The 16,641-nt window shown below is 68.8% G+C and carries 24 protein-coding genes; 10 read left to right on the forward strand and 14 right to left on the reverse strand.

Annotated features, from left to right (window positions below; translation table 11 throughout):
• Positions 1 to 6 precede the first annotated feature (6 nt).
• A complete protein-coding gene (locus O2K97_RS07100) occupies positions 7 to 204 on the forward strand; it encodes a tail protein X (RefSeq protein ID WP_269220979.1) in 198 nt (65 codons plus the stop codon).
• Positions 195 to 1,184 (forward strand): contractile injection system protein, VgrG/Pvc8 family, encoded by a 990-nt coding sequence (locus tag O2K97_RS07105; protein WP_269220980.1) that lies wholly within the window; start codon positions 195 to 197, stop codon positions 1,182 to 1,184. Before O2K97_RS07100 ends, O2K97_RS07105 begins: the two co-directional genes overlap by 10 nt.
• 71 nt (positions 1,185 to 1,255) lie before the next feature.
• Here O2K97_RS07105 and O2K97_RS07110 read toward each other — a convergent pair whose 3' ends face one another.
• Entirely contained in the window at positions 1,256 to 1,795 is a 540-nt protein-coding gene (locus tag O2K97_RS07110) for a Fur family transcriptional regulator (RefSeq protein ID WP_269220981.1), read from the reverse strand.
• A gap of 190 nt (positions 1,796 to 1,985) precedes the next feature.
• Here O2K97_RS07110 and O2K97_RS07115 point away from each other — a divergent pair, with 190 nt between their 5' ends.
• A complete protein-coding gene (locus tag O2K97_RS07115) occupies positions 1,986 to 4,145 on the forward strand; it encodes a heavy metal translocating P-type ATPase (protein ID WP_269220982.1) in 2,160 nt (719 codons plus the stop codon).
• A gap of 19 nt (positions 4,146 to 4,164) precedes the next feature.
• On the opposite strand, the gene O2K97_RS07120 is transcribed toward O2K97_RS07115, so the two are convergent.
• Positions 4,165 to 4,593 (reverse strand): DUF411 domain-containing protein, encoded by a 429-nt coding sequence (locus O2K97_RS07120; RefSeq protein WP_008263799.1) that lies wholly within the window; start codon positions 4,591 to 4,593, stop codon positions 4,165 to 4,167.
• A 947-nt stretch (positions 4,594 to 5,540) separates the two neighbouring features.
• Between O2K97_RS07120 and O2K97_RS07125 the strand changes: the two genes are divergently transcribed.
• The gene (locus O2K97_RS07125) at positions 5,541 to 5,939 is read left to right on the forward strand and encodes a four-helix bundle copper-binding protein (protein WP_008261099.1); all 399 of its coding nucleotides are present in this window, start codon (positions 5,541 to 5,543) and stop codon (positions 5,937 to 5,939) included.
• Between the two features lie 40 nt (positions 5,940 to 5,979).
• Here O2K97_RS07125 and O2K97_RS07130 read toward each other — a convergent pair whose 3' ends face one another.
• On the reverse strand, positions 5,980 to 6,384 hold the full coding sequence (locus O2K97_RS07130) for a MerR family transcriptional regulator (protein ID WP_040349355.1): 405 nt from the start codon (positions 6,382 to 6,384) through the stop codon (positions 5,980 to 5,982).
• A gap of 62 nt (positions 6,385 to 6,446) precedes the next feature.
• Between O2K97_RS07130 and O2K97_RS07135 the strand changes: the two genes are divergently transcribed.
• From O2K97_RS07135 to O2K97_RS07145, 3 genes are read left to right on the forward strand one after another with little or no spacing between them, the layout of a single operon-like run.
• On the forward strand, positions 6,447 to 6,833 hold the full coding sequence (locus tag O2K97_RS07135; RefSeq protein ID WP_114818252.1) for an MFS transporter permease: 387 nt from the start codon (positions 6,447 to 6,449) through the stop codon (positions 6,831 to 6,833).
• Entirely contained in the window at positions 6,830 to 7,048 is a 219-nt protein-coding gene (locus tag O2K97_RS07140; protein WP_114818253.1) for a GDCCVxC domain-containing (seleno)protein, read from the forward strand. The genes O2K97_RS07135 and O2K97_RS07140 overlap by 4 nt, the downstream gene beginning before the upstream one ends.
• 35 nt (positions 7,049 to 7,083) lie before the next feature.
• Positions 7,084 to 7,443, forward strand: a complete 360-nt coding sequence (locus O2K97_RS07145) for a bleomycin resistance protein (protein WP_228184634.1) — start codon at positions 7,084 to 7,086, stop codon at positions 7,441 to 7,443.
• 52 nt (positions 7,444 to 7,495) lie between these two features.
• Here O2K97_RS07145 and O2K97_RS07150 read toward each other — a convergent pair whose 3' ends face one another.
• The 7 genes from O2K97_RS07150 to O2K97_RS07180 form a co-directional block, all read right to left on the reverse strand.
• Positions 7,496 to 7,720 carry an ammonium transporter family protein gene (locus O2K97_RS07150; protein WP_228184635.1) on the reverse strand — a complete coding sequence of 75 codons (225 nt, stop codon included), beginning with the start codon at positions 7,718 to 7,720 and terminating at the stop codon, positions 7,496 to 7,498.
• A gap of 10 nt (positions 7,721 to 7,730) precedes the next feature.
• Complete coding sequence (locus tag O2K97_RS07155; RefSeq protein WP_228184636.1) at positions 7,731 to 8,117, reverse strand: copper resistance protein CopC; 387 nt, start codon at positions 8,115 to 8,117, stop codon at positions 7,731 to 7,733.
• Between the two features lie 17 nt (positions 8,118 to 8,134).
• On the reverse strand, positions 8,135 to 9,328 hold the full coding sequence (locus O2K97_RS07160; protein WP_228184637.1) for a copper resistance protein B: 1,194 nt from the start codon (positions 9,326 to 9,328) through the stop codon (positions 8,135 to 8,137).
• The gene (locus O2K97_RS07165; RefSeq protein ID WP_228184638.1) at positions 9,325 to 11,136 is read right to left on the reverse strand and encodes a copper resistance system multicopper oxidase; all 1,812 of its coding nucleotides are present in this window, start codon (positions 11,134 to 11,136) and stop codon (positions 9,325 to 9,327) included. The genes O2K97_RS07160 and O2K97_RS07165 overlap by 4 nt, the downstream gene beginning before the upstream one ends.
• A 128-nt stretch (positions 11,137 to 11,264) precedes the next feature.
• Positions 11,265 to 11,834 carry an RNA polymerase sigma factor gene (locus tag O2K97_RS07170; protein ID WP_228184639.1) on the reverse strand — a complete coding sequence of 190 codons (570 nt, stop codon included), beginning with the start codon at positions 11,832 to 11,834 and terminating at the stop codon, positions 11,265 to 11,267.
• Between the two features lie 9 nt (positions 11,835 to 11,843).
• Complete coding sequence (locus O2K97_RS07175) at positions 11,844 to 12,284, reverse strand: Spy/CpxP family protein refolding chaperone (RefSeq protein ID WP_183204306.1); 441 nt, start codon at positions 12,282 to 12,284, stop codon at positions 11,844 to 11,846.
• Complete coding sequence (locus tag O2K97_RS07180) at positions 12,281 to 12,559, reverse strand: hypothetical protein (protein ID WP_269220983.1); 279 nt, start codon at positions 12,557 to 12,559, stop codon at positions 12,281 to 12,283. Before O2K97_RS07180 ends, O2K97_RS07175 begins: the two co-directional genes overlap by 4 nt.
• A 128-nt stretch (positions 12,560 to 12,687) precedes the next feature.
• On the opposite strand from O2K97_RS07180, the gene O2K97_RS07185 reads away from it, so the two are divergent.
• From O2K97_RS07185 to O2K97_RS07195, 3 genes are read left to right on the forward strand one after another with little or no spacing between them, the layout of a single operon-like run.
• A complete protein-coding gene (locus O2K97_RS07185; protein ID WP_269220984.1) occupies positions 12,688 to 13,842 on the forward strand; it encodes an acyltransferase family protein in 1,155 nt (384 codons plus the stop codon).
• Complete coding sequence (locus O2K97_RS07190; protein ID WP_331276140.1) at positions 13,839 to 14,099, forward strand: DUF411 domain-containing protein; 261 nt, start codon at positions 13,839 to 13,841, stop codon at positions 14,097 to 14,099. The genes O2K97_RS07185 and O2K97_RS07190 overlap by 4 nt, the downstream gene beginning before the upstream one ends.
• Before the next feature lie 49 nt (positions 14,100 to 14,148).
• On the forward strand, positions 14,149 to 14,640 hold the full coding sequence (locus tag O2K97_RS07195; protein WP_228184643.1) for a YybH family protein: 492 nt from the start codon (positions 14,149 to 14,151) through the stop codon (positions 14,638 to 14,640).
• A 98-nt stretch (positions 14,641 to 14,738) separates the two neighbouring features.
• On the opposite strand, the gene O2K97_RS07200 is transcribed toward O2K97_RS07195, so the two are convergent.
• The 4 genes from O2K97_RS07200 to copC form a co-directional block, all read right to left on the reverse strand.
• Positions 14,739 to 14,885 carry a hypothetical protein gene (locus O2K97_RS07200; protein ID WP_228184644.1) on the reverse strand — a complete coding sequence of 49 codons (147 nt, stop codon included), beginning with the start codon at positions 14,883 to 14,885 and terminating at the stop codon, positions 14,739 to 14,741.
• A gap of 48 nt (positions 14,886 to 14,933) precedes the next feature.
• Positions 14,934 to 15,266 (reverse strand): hypothetical protein, encoded by a 333-nt coding sequence (locus tag O2K97_RS07205; protein WP_269220985.1) that lies wholly within the window; start codon positions 15,264 to 15,266, stop codon positions 14,934 to 14,936.
• 62 nt (positions 15,267 to 15,328) lie between these two features.
• A complete protein-coding gene (copD, locus tag O2K97_RS07210) occupies positions 15,329 to 16,243 on the reverse strand; it encodes a copper homeostasis membrane protein CopD (RefSeq protein ID WP_269220986.1) in 915 nt (304 codons plus the stop codon).
• Between the two features lie 4 nt (positions 16,244 to 16,247).
• Entirely contained in the window at positions 16,248 to 16,610 is a 363-nt protein-coding gene (copC, locus tag O2K97_RS07215) for a copper homeostasis periplasmic binding protein CopC (protein ID WP_045811500.1), read from the reverse strand.
• Positions 16,611 to 16,641 lie beyond the last annotated feature (31 nt).

A 16,641-nucleotide genomic window follows, 5' to 3' on the forward strand; every position in this document is an offset into this window, starting at 1 on the left:
AGGACGATGACGACCCGACAAGGCGACGTGGTCGATAGGATCGCCCTGGAAGTCTATGGCCGCACGACCGGGGCGACCGAGGCGCTGCTCAACGCCAATCCCCAGCTCGCCGCCCTGCCGCCCCGACTGCCGGCCGGCGTCGTCGTCGTCCTGCCCGATCTGGCCACGGCCGAGACCAAGCCCACGGTGCGCCTGTGGGACTGAGGTCGCTCCCCGACTTCCGCCTGACGCTCGGCGACGACGATCTGACGGCCGTCGTCCGCGACCGGCTGAAGACCCTGACCGTGACCGACAACAGCGGCGAGGAATCGGACACGCTGGAGATCGTCATCGACGATCGGGACAACGCCGTCGAAAGCCCGCCGCGCGGCCGGGTGCTTTCCGTGTCGATGGGCTATCGCGACGAGGGCCTGTTCTACCTCGGCAAGTTCACCGTGGACGAGGTCGAGCCGGAAGGGCCGCCCGACATCATCACCATCCGCGCCAAGGCGGCCGACATGCGCGAGGGACTGAAGGTCCAGCGCACCCGCGCCTTTCGCAACACCACCATCGGGGCCATCGTGTCGCGGATCGCCGATGAAAACGGTCTCCAGCCCGCCGTTGCGACCGAGCTGGCCAGCCGTGTGGTCGCCCATCGGGATCAGGCCAACGAAAGCGACCTGCACTTCCTGACGCGGCTGGGCCGCGAGTATGGAGCCGTCGCAGCGCCCAAGGACGGCAAGCTGGTCTTCGCCCCGGCCGCCACGGGCCTGTCGGCCTCGGGCCAGGCCCTTACCGCCGTGACCCTGGATCGCGCCGATCTGACCCGCTGGCGCGCCGTTCAGGCCGACCGGGACGAACACGGCAAGGTCCGCGCCCGCTGGCGCAACACCGGCGCCGGTCGGACCCAGTTCGCCGAGGCCGGCAGCGGCGACCCGGTGAAGACCCTGCGCAACCTCTATCCGAACGAGGCGGCGGCGAAGGCGGCTGCCGAGGCCGAGCTGACCCGGTTGAAGGGTGCGGAGAACGGGGTGGAGCTGACGATGGACGGCCGGGCGGACATCGTGGCCCAGACGCCCATCATCGTCACAGGCCTGCGCGCCGAGCTGTCGGGCGACTGGATCGTGGAGACCGCCGTCCACACCCAGGACTATGAGAGCGGCGGCTTCACCACCGTCCTGACCGGCCGAAGGAAGGCGTCATGAAAATGGGGCCTTTGAAGCCCCTTAAACGACCCTCAGAAGGGCGCTACATGCCAATCGCTTTTGCTCCAACTTCAAGTGTCCGCATTTCTAAAAACAAATGTCGCGCTACAGTGCTTGTGGGCCCGGACCCCCGCGGCCGCCCCCGGCTCTGTCTGGGGGGCCGGATCCCGGGCCGCGCCGGGGCGCTGCGGGCGGCAGGCCGGACACAGACCCTGGCCTTCGAGCGTGATCCGTTCGATCTCGTAGCCCGCCGCTGTCGCGGCCGCGCCCAGCGACGCCATGCCGGACGAAGGAATCTGGCGACAGAAGCCGCAACAGTCGCACAGAAGAAAAACCGCAGGCGAACCGAGGCGTTCGGGATCGCAGGCCACATAGGCCTTAAGGCTGGAAAGACGATGAACCAGACCGCGGGTCTCGAGGAACTGCAGCGCCCGATAGACGGTCGCCGGCGTCGCGACGCGGGCCTCCCGGTGATACGTCGCCACGAGATCATAGGCCTTGGCCGGAGCGCCCGCGACGAGCAGGAGCTCCAGCACCCTGCGCCGGGGGCGCGTCAGCTTGTCCCCGGCGGCGGCGACGCTGGCGGCGGCTGCGTCCAGGGCGCGTTCCACCTGTGCGGCCGTCGGCGGCGCGGTCTCCCGGTCATGCGGACAAGGCGAGGTCATCAAGGGGCTGGGCTCGCCTCCGGGGTTCGTCGGACGGCGCTCTCCACTCCAACCGAACGGCGCGCTCATTTTTTAGCTTGCACCTACAGTCGCTGGAGGAGGTAGCCTTGCCCTATAGAGATCACAAGGAACAGACATGACGGCGCAAACTCTCGAAAGCCGATACCGGGTCACCGGGATGGATTGCGCCAGCTGCGGCCGCAAGATCGACACGGCGATCCGCAGGCTGCCGGGCGTCGAGGACGTCTCGGTGGCGGTGCAGACCGGCGTGCTCAAGATCCGGCATGGCGGAGACCTCGCCGACGAGGCGGTCCTGCAGCAACTGCGCAACCTCGGCTACAGCGGAGAAGCGGCCGCGCCGACGTCCGGAGCCGTCGCTGCGGCGGCGGGCCCACCTCCGGCGGCCGCCCGGGCCGGGGGCGCCCCGTGGTGGTGGACCGGCAAGGCCCGCCTCACCGCGCTCTGCGGCCTGGCGCTGTTGTCCGCCTATGGACTGGGCACGCTGTTCCCCTCCCTGGAACGATACGCCTTCCTCGCCGCCCTGGCCGTGGGGCTCATTCCGATCGCGTCGCGCGCTTTTTCGGCGGCGCGCCACGGCACGCCCTTCTCCATCGAAATGCTGATGACCATCGCCGCCGTCGGCGCCGTCTTCATCGGGGCCGCGGAAGAGGCCGCCGCCGTCGTTTTGCTGTTCCTCGTCGGCGAGATGCTCGAAGGGGTGGCGGCTGGTCGCGCGCGCAAGAGCATCCAGGGGCTCGCCGCCCTCGTGCCCAAGACCGCCTTCGTCGAGGTGGACGGCGTGACCACGGAGGTCGCCGCCGAGACCGTGGCGGTGGGCGCGATCATCCTCGTCCGGCCCGGAGACCGCGTTCCGGCGGACGGCGAGATCATCGAGGGCGCGGGAGACCTCGACGACGCCCCGGTGACGGGCGAGAGCGTGCCCAAGCGCAAGGTCGAGGGCGATCCTGTGTTCGCCGGCACGATCAACGGCGGCAGCGTCCTGCGAGTGCGCGTGACGGCCTCAGCCTCGGACAACACCATCGCCCGGGTGGTGCGTCTCGTCGAGGAGGCGCAGGAATCGAAATCGCCGACCGAACGGTTCATCGACCGCTTCTCGAAAATCTACACGCCGGGCGTGCTCGTGTTCGCCGCCCTCGTCGCGGTCACGCCGCCGCTGCTGTTCGGCGGGACGTGGAGCGAATGGGTCTACAAGGGCCTCGCCGTGCTGCTGATCGGCTGCCCCTGCGCCCTCGTCATCTCCACGCCGGCCGCCATCGCCGCCGGCCTGTCGGCGGGGGCCCGGCGCGGCCTGCTCATGAAGGGCGGGGCCGTGCTGGAGACGCTGGGCAAGATCACGGCGATCGCCTTCGACAAGACGGGGACCCTGACCGCCGGCAAGCCCGTCGTCACCGACGTCGTCGCCGGAACGCGGGATGCCTCCGCCCTGCTGACCCTAGCGGCCGCGCTGGAAACGGGATCGAGCCATCCGCTCGCCCTCGCCATCCTCGCCCGAGCTGAGGCGGACAAGATCACGGCGCCGCCGGCCTCGGCCACCCAGGCCATTCCGGGGGAGGGCGTGGAAGGCGAGGTCGGCGGCGAACGCATATTCCTCGGCTCGCCGCAGGCCGCGGCCCGACGCGCCCCGATCACGCCGGCCCAGGACGCGGCCATCGCCGCCCTGAACGCCGAGGGCAAGACGGTTTCCGTCCTTGTCGTCGGGGATGGCGTCGCCGGGTTCCTCGCCATGCGCGACGAGGCGCGGCCCGACGCAGTCCAGGGTCTGGCCGACCTGAAGGCGCGGGGCATCCGGACCATCATGCTGACGGGCGACAACCGCCGCACGGCGGAGGCGGTCGCCGCCGGCCTGGGCATCGAGCCCCGGGCCGAACTGCTGCCGCAGGACAAGCTAGTCATCGTCAAGGCGCTGCAGGCCGAGGGGCTGGTGGTCGCCAAGGTCGGGGACGGCATCAACGACGCCCCGGCCCTGGCCCAGGCGGATGTCGGCATCGCCATGGGCGGCGGCACCGACGTGGCCCTGGAGACGGCGGACGCCGCCGTCCTGCACGGCCGGGTCAGGGACATTCCCGACATGATCGCCTTGTCCCGCGGAGTGATGGGCAATATCGGGGAAAACATCACCATCGCCTTGGGCTTGAAGGCGGTGTTCCTGGTCACCACCGTGATCGGGGTGACGGGCCTGTGGCCCGCCATCCTCGCTGACACCGGAGCCACGGTCCTGGTCACCGCCAATGCCATGCGCCTGCTGCGCTGGACGCCGCGTCGTCAACCGTCGTGACTGCCGGCGGTGCGCCTTCTCAGGCCCCGTTGTGGCGACCGAACACGCGGGTCGAACCGTCGTTGAGGATCAGGACGGTCGCATAGGGTTCGCGCCCGGCGGCCTCCATGCCCGGCGAGCCCGCCGGCATGCCGGGCGCGCTTAGTGCGCGGGCGGCGGGGCGTTCGCCGAGCAGCCGCTCGACATCGCTCGACGGAACATGGCCCTCGATGGCGTAGGCGCCGACCACCGCTGTGTGGCACGAGGCGAGGCGGTCCGGAATGCCATGCCGGGCCCGGATCGGGGCGAGATCCTCGCGCTCGACGACCTCGACGATCCAGCCCGCCTGGCGCATGTGGGCGATCCAGCCGCCGCAGCAGCCGCACCATGGCGTCTTGTAGGCGATCATCCGTTTCGGGGGCGCGGCGAGGGCCGGGCCGGGCACGGCGACCAGGGGCAGGCCGAACACGAGGGTCCGGCGGGACAAGCGCGGGCGAGTTTGAACCAAAGTGAGCGCTCCTTGGGAGTCCAAATCCCACCATGGCGGGCGCGGGCCGGTTTGGCGACGGGCGCAGTTGTCGCGCCCTGACCTGACGTCGCCCAGGCGTGGAGCGCCGGCTAAGCCCGCCCATATCGCAGCGGAACCTCTGGTAGAAGGCCCGCACCCGCCCGGGCAGGACACAGCCCCCTGCTCGGCCGGCGCGGCCAAGCGAATCCGTTCGCCTGAGGCGCCCGGGGTCTCGCAACCATGCCTTCGCTGACGTATCGCGACCGTACGAGGCCGGTCACGCAAGCGCTGATCCCCGCGGAATGGTCATGGGCGACGGGATTGAGGAGCCGGCGGAAGCCGGAGGCGAAGCGTCCGCTGCGGCTAACGTGGCGTCGAGAGCTAGCCCGCAGACGCTTGCGGGGCCCCGAAGGCGCCAAAAACTGCATGTGAGCGGCAACGGCCTCCGCCCGGCCGAATAAGGCGCAACACGGCGCGCGCGACCAACAGGCTGACTTTTCGCGCGGGCCCGCTCGCGAAGACGAGCCTTCGGCCCTCGAGGGCAGCGAGGACGAGGCCGGCCCGGCGCGCCCGGGCCGACGCATTACGTCCCTGGCTCAAGACCAGCGCCTCTCTGTTCCGGAGCCCGCCGACCCCACAATCTCGGTTGCGCCGCCGATTGTAGATGAACTCTCGCGGGCAAGTGCGGAGATCCAAATCGCAAGCGGTTCAGTGATCCGTGGTCGAATGCATGTGAGCTTGAGGTCGCCGGCCGGCCCCTGATGTCTGGTCCACCGCATTTCCACATGATCTCGGCTCGGCGAAGTACGGGTTTGACGAGGTCGGGAGGCGTCGCCGTTCGGAACATCTTCCCGGCGCCGGGGTTGGATCCAGATCACCCGAGGGAGCCTCCGATGCAAATCCAACCAATGATCAGCACCCACCCCGACGTACGCGGCAGCGTGAACGACAGCCTCATTCGCGCGATCGAAGCGGGCTACGGCTGCGCCGCCGTATGCCGCATCTGCGCTGACGCCTGCCTGGCCGAGGAGATGGTCAGGGACCTGACCCAGTGCATCCGGCTCGATCTCGACTGCGCCGATGTCTGTCTGGCTACGGCCGGGCTCGCCGTGCGGCGCGCCGGCAGCAACGAGGCCTTGATAAAGCGCATGCTCGAGACCTGCGCCGAGGCTTGCGCCGACTGCGCCATCGAGTGCGAGAAGCACGCCGAGATGCACGAGCATTGCCGTATCTGCGCCGAAGAATGCCGGCGTTGCGAAGATGCTTGCCGCGAGGCGGCCGCGTCGATCAGGCCTTCACGGCACTGAGGCTGACCGCTGTCATCGGCACTGGGTCGTAGCTTCGACGCTAGCTCGAGCCCAGCTCATCAATCACCGGGCACCTAACCCGCCCGCCTTCACTGCAGTCGGCCACAGCCTGCCTCAGCACTTTCCGTAGCCTCTGCAGATCCTCGATCTTGGCGTCCACGCTGGCGATGTGGTCTTGGGCCATGTCGCGGACTTCGCAGCACGCCTGAACGCCCGGCTCGCTCAGCGCGATCAGGCGCCGAATGGCGTCGATGCCGAAGCCCAGTTCGCGCGACCGGCGGATGAAGCGCAGGCGCTGGGCGTGTTCCGGCTCGTAGCTGCGGTGGCCGCCCTCGGTCCGGGCCGGCGCGGGCATCAACCCGATACGTTCGTAGTAGCGCACCGTTTCCAGGTTCACCCCGGCGCTGTCAGCGAGGCGCCCGATCGTCAAACTTCGTGCGGACATGGCTCTTGATCCTGTAGCGGCTACGGGTTGTAGCCTGTAGCAGAAATCGAACGGGAGGTCCCATGGCCATCGATTACGACCGGCCCCGCATGCCCGAGGTCGCCGTCAGCGCCTCGGCCGCCCTCGGCGGTGTCGCCTCGGTGTTCGCCTGGGCCGCGTGCTGTGTGTTGCCTCTGGCTCTGTCCGTGGCGGGCGTATCCTTCGCCGGCGCCGCGGTCATCGCGGGTGCGCGGAACTGGCTGACGCTTCTGGCCGCCGTCATCCTGGCCGCGGGCTGGCTGCTGCATTGGCGTCGCCTGCGGATGTGTCGGAAAGACGGGGCCTGCCGCCACCCTTCGCGGCTCGCCTTCTGGCTGCTGGTGATCGCCAGTCTGCTGATCGTCCTTTCCATGGCCTGGCAGCCGTACATCGAGCCGTGGGTCATGCCGCGACTGGCGGCCATGCGATGACCCCGGCCATCGTTCTGGATTCGACGCTGACCTGCCCGGATTGCGGTCATGTTGCGACGGAGACCATGCCCACCGACGCCTGCATCTGGTTTTACGATTGTCTCGGCTGCGGCATGAAGCTGAAGCCCCTACCCGGCGACTGCTGCGTGTTCTGCTCCTATGCCGACGTGCCGTGTCCGCCGATCCAGGTAGATGGCAAGGGGTGTTGCGGCTAGGCTACGGCGGCATTGCTGCATTCCCGGAGTTCGCCGTGACCGACCACGCCACGCCCAACCTACCGTCGCGGGATTTCGAAGTTACGTCCCAGTTCTACACTCGACTGGGCTTCGACCAGGACTGGCGCGACAAAGGCTGGATGATCCTGAAAAGAGGCGGTTTGACGCTGGAGTTCTTCCCGCATCCGGAGGTGGATCCGCTGACCAGCAACTTCGGCTGCTGCCTGCGGCTGGACGACCTGGACGGGTTTTACGCAGGGTGCGTCGTTTCAGGATTGCCGGAAACCTGCTGGGGCCACCCCCGCCTGCACGCGCCGAAGCTTGAGGAGTCGGGACTGCGGATCGGCGCGCTCATCGACCCGGACGGAAACTTGATCCGCCTGATTCAGAACTGAGGCGTCCGGCGGCTCCCCCACGGGAAACCGCCGGAAACCATCGATGCGACGATCAGTTGTGGTCGGCGTGGCCCTGAGGCGCGGGCGCATCCGACGGCACCGGGGCGGGCGGCGCCGGTTCGGCCGGGGCGGGCTCGGTCTTCATCTCGTCGCAGCACGTCATCGCGGCGTCCGCGGCCATGTCCTTGCAGCACTCGCAGCCCTCGGCGGCGAGGGCCGCGCCGGCGCTCAGGGTCACGATCGCGCCGGCGGCGGCCAGCAGGTTGGAAACCTTCATCGTCGTTCTCCTAGTGAACCATGAAGCTGACGGAACCGGACATCTTGTGACCGTCCGGGCCTTCGGCGGTCCAGGCGGCAGTGTAGGTGCCCGGCGCGAGGCGCGGAAGAGCCACGCCGACGGTGGCGGCGGCCGGTGCGGCGGGGACAGTGACGTCGACCGGAGCCTGCCCCTCGGCGGAGAGGGCGACGGTCTTGAGGACCATGGCGTGGGGGAAGGTGACGCTGAACCGCTCGGGCGACCCCTGGGTCATCGCGCCATTCGCAGGGACGGTCGTGATGCCAGATTGGGGCACAGCGGCCTGGGCCGGCATAGCGTGACCCGCATGCGGGTCCTGGGCGGCGGCGGCGCCAGCGAACGCGAGGGCGGCGGTGACAACGAGAGTGCGGATCATCATGGGGTGGTCTCCTTCGGTTAGAACCAGGCCTTGAGGCCGACGACGAAGCGGGTGTCGTCGGTCTCGCCGCCTCGGGCCTCGATGTAGTCGGCGGTATCGCCGAACGCGCGGCTCCACTCGATGCCGACATAGGGGGCGAACTCCTTGCGGAATTCGTAGCGCAGTCGCAGGCCCGCCTCGATCGAGGACAGGCCCGAACCGATCTCCAGTTCCGGAATGTCGCTGGCTGAAGCGTCGATTTCGAGGCGGGGCTGAAGGATCAGGCGCTGGGTGATGCGCTGGTCGTATTCGGCCTCGACGCGGGCGGTCAGGTCGCCGTCGGTCGACAGGAAGGCGGCGGCGTCGACTTCCCACCAATGGGGCGCCAGGCCCTGCAGGCCGAGGACCAGATGCGTGGTGTCCTCGCCGTCGGGCCGGAAGTCCTGACGCACGCCGGCCTGAACGTCCCAGAAGGGCGTGACCGCGCGGCTGTAGAGCGCCTGGACTTCAGCCTCCTCGAGCTCGCCGCCGAAGTCGCCTTCGCCCTCGGACTTCCACCAGAAGCGATTGATGTCGCCGCCCGTCCAGCCCTGGACGTCCCAGAGGTAGGTCTCGCCGTCGTCGCCGAAGCCGGCTTCGAGGCGATCGAGAATGACGGCCGTGGTGCGGACGTCGCCGTTTTCGTGAATCAGGGTCCGGCGAGAGGCGGCCATGGCCTCGGCGCCGAAGACGAGATCGGCGGCGTGGGCAGGGCCGGCCAGGGCGGCGGCCGGGAGCGGGTCCTCCGGAGGACGGCCGGGATTGTCGGCGCTGGTCGCCACATCGGGCGGCCCCATGCTCATGGTCGACATGTCATGCCCGGCGTGAGGGTCGGTCTGCGCGGGCGACATGGCCGACATGTCGTGGCCCGCGTGCGGATCAGCCTGGCCGGGCGTCGCCGCCGGCATCTGGTGTCCCGCGTGCGGGTCTACGGGCGCGGGCTGCGCCGGCATCTGGTGGCCTGCATGCGGATCCGCGGCGGGCGGCGTCTGCGCGGGCGGCATGACGTGACCGGCGTGCGGATCCTGCGCCGGTCGGGCCGGCGCCTGTGGCGTGGGCCGCGGTGCTGGCGCGGGGCGTGTCGGCGCCGCGGTCGCCGGCATCGTGTGGCCCGCGTGAGGGTCCTGGGCCTGGGCGCTGAAGGCGCTGGCGGCGAGCACCAGCGGGGCGAGGGCGACGGCGAGGCGGTTCATGACGCAGCTCCGTCCATGGGCCGCACCGTCACAACATTGAACATGCCGGCGTGCATGTGCATCAGCATGTGGCAGTGGAAGGCCCAATCACCGGGCGCGTCGGCGGTCAGATCGAAGGTCACCTTGCCGCCGGGCGCGACGTTGACCGTGTGCTTGAGGGGCTGGTGCCCGGCCGGTCCGCCGGTCACCAGTTCAAAGAAATGACCATGCAGATGGATCGGGTGGGCCATCATGGTGTCGTTGACCAGGGTCACCCGCACCCGCTCGTTGCGCTCGAAGCGGATCGGTTCGACCAGTTCGCTGAACTTTCGGCCGTCGAAGCCCCACATGAACCGCTCCATGTTGCCGGTCAGGTGGATCTCCATCGTCCGAGACGGGGGGCGCGGGTCCTTGTTCGGCTGGAGCGACACCAGGTCGGTGTAGACGAGGACGCGATGATCGACGGTCGTGAGACCGATCGGACGCTCACCCAGACGGTTGGCGGGGTCCATGGCGATCGCATCGACGCCGACGCCCACCGCCATGTCGGGCGGAGCGTTCTCGGGATCGCGCATGTTCATGCCCGACATGGACATCCCGGCCATCTCGCCGGCTGCGGGCGCGTTCTGGGTCGGAGCGGCGTGGTCCATGCCGGACATCGCGTCATGGTCCATACCGGACATGTCGCCCATCGCGCCGTGATCCATTCCGCCCATGCCCATGTCGCGCATGGTGAGGTTCGGGACCTCTCGCAGGGGAGGGACCTCGGCGGTCATGCCCAGGCGCGGCGCCAGGGTCGCCCGGCCCATGCCGGACCGGTCGATGGCTTCGGAGACGATGGTGTAGGCGCGGTCCTCGGTCGGCTGGACGATGACGTCGTAGGTCTCGGCGACCGAAATCTGGAACTCGTCCGTCTCGACCGGGCGCACGTTCTCGCCGTCGGCCTGCACCACGGTCATCGGCAAGCCCGGGATGCGAACGTTGAAGATGGACATGGCCGACGCGTTGATGATGCGCAGCCGCACCCGCTCGCCGGGCCGGAACAGGCCGGTCCAGTTCTCCTGCGGTCCATGGCCGTTGATCAGATAGGTGTAGGTCGACCCGCTGACGTCGAGGATGTCGCGCGGGTCCATCCGCATCTGGCCCCACATGCGCCGTTCCTCCAGGCTCATGCGGTCGCTGCCGTCCATGAGCCCCGCCAGCGTGGTGCGCTGCTGGTTGAAGTAACCCGGGCTCTTCTTCAGCTTGGCCAGGATTTCGTGCGGATGCATGAAACTCCAGTCCGACAGGACCAGCACATGCTCGCGGTCGTAGGCGACCGGATCGGCGCCCGCCGGGTCGATCACGATTGGGCCGTAGTGACCCATCGCCTCCTGTAGGCCAGAGTGACTGTGATACCAGAAGGTGCCCGACTGCTTGATCGGAAACTCGTAGACGAAGGTCTCACGCGCCCGGATGCCGGGGAAGCTGATGCCGGGCACGCCATCCATCTGGAACGGGACGAGCAGGCCGTGCCAGTGGATTGAGGTGTCCTCGTCCAGCGTATTGGTCACCGCTAGCCGGACGTTCTGGCCTTCTCTAAGGCGTAGCAGCGGCGCCGGCAGAACGCCGTTGATGGTCACCGCATGGCCGGTGCGGCCGCCCACGGTGAAGGGCGTGTGTCCGACGGTCAGGTCGATGTTCGGTCCCGTCAGCGTCGGAAGATCCGCCCGCAGTCCCGCCGATCCGGTTTGCGCCCAGGCGGGGAGCAGACCCTGCAGGCCCAGCAGCCCGCCGCCGGCGGCTGCGCCACGGAGAAGCGTTCGGCGATCGAGGCGGGGCGTGGACATAGGCGAGAAATTCCTTGGTCGGGCTATTCAGCCGTTCGTTCAGATACGCGGCCGGGCGGCGTATCCCTCGCGTCAGGTTGCCGCAGACGTCGGGATTGCAGCTTGTGCATCTTCCCATCAGGGCAAGGTCAAGCGTTTCCGCCGGAAGCTTGGGCCAAAGCCGCCGTCAAGGTCTTGCGGGCGCGGGCGACGCGGGTCTCGACCGCCTTGGGCGTAATACCGAGGATCGAGGCGATCTCGGCGTGAGACCGTCCCTCGAGCGTGGCGAGCAGAAGCGGCCCCTTCAGGGCGTCGGGAAGGTCCCGCAAGGCGCGTTGCAGAGCTTCGGCCCTGCGCTGATCGTCCAGCCGTGTCTCGGGTGACGGCGCATCGTCGCCCACCGCCGCCGCCTCGGGCGCCTCCAGGCCCATGACGCCGCGCACGACCCGGCGGACCGCGCGCCGCCGGCCCCAGTCTCGACATTTGTTGAGGGCGATGGAGCGAAGCCAGACGTCGAACGGCCGCGCCGGATCATACCGCAGCAGGGCGAGCCAGGCGGACGCATAGCTTTCCTGAAGCACGTCATGCGCTTCGGACTCGTCGCCGACATAGCGGCGCACGAACCGGTAGAGATCGGCCTTTGTGGCGGCCATCAAGGCGGTGAAGGCGGCCCGGTCTCCGGTCGCCGCACGGGCCTCGATGCTCTGCTCGGCACACACGCGCGCCGCTTAGCCGGCGTCGTCGTGCAGGGCCTCGACGACCGCGGCGTCGAACACCTCGGCCTGCGCCGGGGTCAGGACGGATCGCATCTCGAACACATGGGTGATTGTCGCCTTCTGCAGATCGCCCATGGCGGCGTGGAAATGATCGACCGCGGCCTGGACCTGGGGCGTGTCGCCGTCACTGGCGGCGATGGCGGCCGCCAGTTCGCGATTGGCCGCGCGCACTTCCGCTTCGAGCGCCGGCCGCTGAGCGGCGAACCGGGCTTCGACCACATCGAGCCGTCGATCCTGCTCAGGGCTCAGGTCGAGTTTCTCATGGACGACGCTGTGCAGGCTTGGCGGCTGCCGCTCCCGCATGACCCAGGTCGCGCTCGCCCAGGTCGCCGCGCCGCTGGCCAGCGCGGCCAGGATGGCCGTGATAACGATCGACTTCCAGGCGGCCCTCATCCCCGAACGTCCAGGCCGGAGAGAGGCGACAAGCCCGCCGAGACGGTGAAAATCCGCATCTCGGACGGCTCCGGCCGCGGAGCCATGAGCATCAGCCCTCCGTTCGCAACGCCGATCACCAGCGCGAATGCAACGGCCGCGACCCGGACCTGACCCATGCGGGCGCGCTCCTTGCGTTCGCCGATCCGCACCCAGACCGCGTCTTCCATTCCGACCAGCCGGCCGGCGTCGCCCGGCCCGACCGCTGCGATCAGTTCATTCATGTCGTCGGTCATTGAGCACCTGCGTCACGCCCCATCTGCCATACGCGCCGGCCTTCCGGTCCCCTCACGAGGGGACGAGCCGTCGCCCGCGTAGATACCAGAGAACGACCGGGACGCGCCCTGTCGTCCGGGGAAAAGACGTGAGCGACAGAGCAGGGCCCACGCGGGTTCCATTCCCCGACGTGCTCGATCCGCTCACGGGCGTGAGGTTCTTTCTCGCCCTCGGCGTCGTGCTGTTCCACTTCCAGCTCTACTGGACGCTCCCGGCGGAGAGCGCGGGCTTGTTGAACCGCGCGCGCCTGGGCGTGGATGTCTTCTTCATCCTGTCGGGCTTCATCCTGACCCACGTCTACCTGCAGGGAGACCGGGCCCCGAACTACGGTCGATTCCTGGCGGCGCGCCTGGCCCGGATCTATCCGGCTCACCTGTTCATCCTCCTGGCCATGCTTGGGCTGGTGCTGATCGCGCCGGTGTTCGGCGTCGGGCTGGAGCCTGGCCGGTTTAATCCCGTCGACTTCGCGGGCACCCTTCTGCTCGTACAGGCGTGGTTCCCGCGCGAGAGCATGGCGCTCTGGAACGGACCGGCCTGGTCGCTGTCGGCGGAGTGGTTCGCCTATCTGGCCTTCCCCGCCTATGCCGCCCTCGCGCTCCGGCTGCGGGCCAGGCCGTGGGTCCTGATTGCACTCGCCATGCTGTTTTTCGTCGCTTTGGACGCCTTCTACCGCGCCTGGTTCGGCCGGATGCTGCCTCGCGCCGAGGACAGCCTCGGGATCCTGCGCATCATTCCCGAATTCCTCTACGGCATTGGCCTCTACTATCTCGGTCAGCGCTGGACGCCTTCGCCGCGAATGTCCCTCATGGGCGCCCTGGTCGCCACGACCCTGCTGCTGACGCTCATGCAGATCGGCGCCGACGACCGGGTCATCGTGGCGGCGGCCGGTTCCTTCATCCTGTCGCTCGCCCTGTTGGCCAAGGCTCCGGTCCGGACCTTCCTGTCTCACCCCGTCCTTCTGTTCGCCGGCGAAGCGTCGTTCGCCCTCTATCTCGTCCACATCCCCATCCTGATGGTGTGGCGCAATGCGGCGCAGGCGTTCTCCGGCTGGGGCGCCGACTATCGAATGGGCCTGGTCGAACTGGCCGCCATGCTTGTGTTGACGCTCGCCGCCGCGGCCGCCATCCATGTCTTCGTCGAGCAGCCTGGCCGACGGTGGTTGCGGGCGCGGCTGGCGCCGCAGCGCGCCGACCCTGTCGAGGCGCAGCGATCCGTCCACAGCGATCAGGGAGAACCCTTTTGAAACCCGCCAATCTGAACCGTCGTCTACTCATGGGCGCGGCCGTCTTCATCGGCATGGTCGAGGGTCATGTGCCGGCCCCGGACGTCATTCGACTGCTGACCGAGAGACCGGCAGCGGTGGGCGTCGCGGTCCCGGGCATGCCGCTCGGTTCGCCCGGCATGGAGACGCCGCAGGGGCACAAGGAGCCCTACGACACCCTGCTGGTGCTTCGCTCGGGCGCGACCCGCGTGTTCGCCCGCCACAACCCGCCGGCCTGACGCAGATCGCGCTCAGCCCGTTCAGATCACCCACAGTCCGGAGTTCGCCATGTCCCGCACCTCTCTCGCCCTCGTCCTGTCGCTCGCCGTGCTTTCGGCAACCCCCGTCTTCGCCCAGGACCACGCCCACGGGCATGCCCAGGCCGCCGGCTCGGTCGCCGCGGAAGCTGCGGACGCGGCGAAGGCCGTCGACGCCTTTCACGTCGCCCTGAAGGCCGGCGACACGGCCGGCGCCTTGGCCCTGATGGCGCCGGATGTGATGATCTTCGAGGAGGGTGGCGCGGAGCAATCACGCGACGAGTATGCGTCCCATCACCTGGGCTCGGACGCCGCCTTCGCCGCCGCCTCTGAAGCGACGGTGACGCGCAGATCGGGATGGGCCGACGGGGACATCGCCTGGATCGCCAGCGAAGGCCGCACCACGGGCCAATTCAACGGCCGCGCCGTAGACCGCCTGACGACGGAAACGATGGTGCTCAAACGCCATGCCGACGGCTGGCGCATCCACCACATTCACTGGTCGTCGCGCGCGCCCGGCTGACGCTCAGGCCCGCGGCAGCGGGTCGCCTGCCCTGCGACGTCGGTGAGGAACATCGAGAAGACGCCCGCCGTCGCGGGCGGGCGTCCCCGATCATAAGATCAGCAGCAGGCGCAGGCTTCCGCGCAGGCTGCGATAGCGTCGCAGCAAGCGCATACGGCCTGCGCCACGGCGTCCGGCGCGGCCGCGAAGGCGGCTGAACCGGAAGCCAGCAGCACCAGGGCTGCGATGGTGAGCGTGCGTTTCATGGTTTTGATCTCTGTTTGATTGAATGAGTTCGGTCTTCTTCAACAGGATCAGCGTCGCGGGGGCGGGTCGTCCGCCTCCGCGGTGAAATCGGCATGCCGCGTATCAAGGGATGGATAGCGGACGGATGCATAGACCCGTGCAGGGGTGGGTTCGCCGCTCTGGGGGACGAGGCCCTGGCAGATGGCCAGGCACGCCTTATGGCACGAAATCCTGACGGTCTTCGGCTCGCACGGGGCGCCGTCGCCGCTCATCGACATGGACGCCATATCCTGATCGACCGGAGCTTCGCAGGCGATCGAAGCGGTGGACACGAACAGCACGGCAAATGCCGCGAGCAGCGCGGTCGTCAGTCGGACGAGGTCATGACGCAGGAACGGCATTGTCTGATCATACTTCAACGGTCGGCGGAACGACGAGCTCATTTTGATCATCGCAATCGAGCCTACAGAGACGCCGCGGGCGGCAGGGTTCCCATGACCGCCACGACGCCGATCAGGGCGAGTCCCAGACCCGTTTCGACCAACAGGCTGCGCCGGAGCGCGCTTATGGCGGCGACGGAGAGTTGGCCCGTCTCCAGCGCAGAGCCCAGTGTCGGCGTCAGCCGGAACCGGTTGCTCGCCGCCAGCGCAAGCATCAAGCTGAAGAGGACGAGCTTGGCGACCAGCAGCTGGCCGTAGAGGTTGCCCGCGATCGACGCCACGCGCTCGGGACCGATCAGGAACCAGCTGTTCACGAGACCGGTCAGCACCAGCACCAGGACCGCGAGCGTTCCAAGGCCGGCGAAGCCATGCAGGGCGCGATGGATTGCAAGGTCGTCCGGACCGGCTCGGCGCAGAAGCAGGGCCGTCAACGCCGCCAGGGCGCCCAGCCACAAGGCCGCTGCCACCGCGTGAATGATGTTGGCGACAAGATGGATGGGCCCGCCAGGGCCCTCGGTGGCCGCGCCGTGACCCGTCCACGCGAAGCTGGCGGCCACGATCAGACCCAAGGCGGTCGTCACGCTCCAGAGCGCGCGACCGGGTTTCAGGGCGACCAAGGCGACAAGCCCAAGCAAGGCGGCGGCGGCCCGCACGACCATCGCCATGCCCAGGGCTGTGCCGGTGACCATAAAGGACAGAGACGCGGGTTTCACGGCTTCGCTCAGCGACCCCGCCATGACGGCAGTCTGAGCCACCAGGGCGGCGAGCGAGCCGAGCGCGACGATGATCGCCGCGAGGCGCAATGTCGGTCGCGACCATTCCAGGTTCGGCGCGTCGGCGTATTTAAAGCTGTAGAGAAGGAACAGCGGCGCGCCGAGAAGGACGACGCCGCCACCGTATTGAAGCCAACGAAGCGCGATGACCGCGACTTCCAGCACGGCGTCAGCGCACCGTGAAGGTGTAGGATCCCGTCATGCGGTGGCCGTCGCTCGAGGCGATACGCCAGTCGACACGGTAGGCGCCGGCGGCCAGCGGGCGAGCCAGCGCGCCCGTGAGGGTCCTGCCGTCCTCGGCGACCGAGGTGCGGATCGCGATCTTCTCCTCCGCCGCATTGACGACGTCGAAGCCGGAAAAGGCGGGAACGCTGCGTTCGCTGAAGGTCAGGGTCAGCGTCCGGGTCGCGGCCACGGTGGAGTCGGGCGCCGGGGTGGCGCTGACCAGGCGAGCGTGGGCCGCCGCCGGTCCGGCGGCGAAGGCCACGACCGCCGCGACGGCGATGAAGGGTGCGGGGTTGAAGTAACGCATACTCAGTCTCCAGACGTTTGGCCGGTCCCGG

Source organism: Brevundimonas vesicularis (genome assembly GCF_027105095.1).
GTDB lineage: Bacteria > Pseudomonadota > Alphaproteobacteria > Caulobacterales > Caulobacteraceae > Brevundimonas > Brevundimonas vesicularis_E.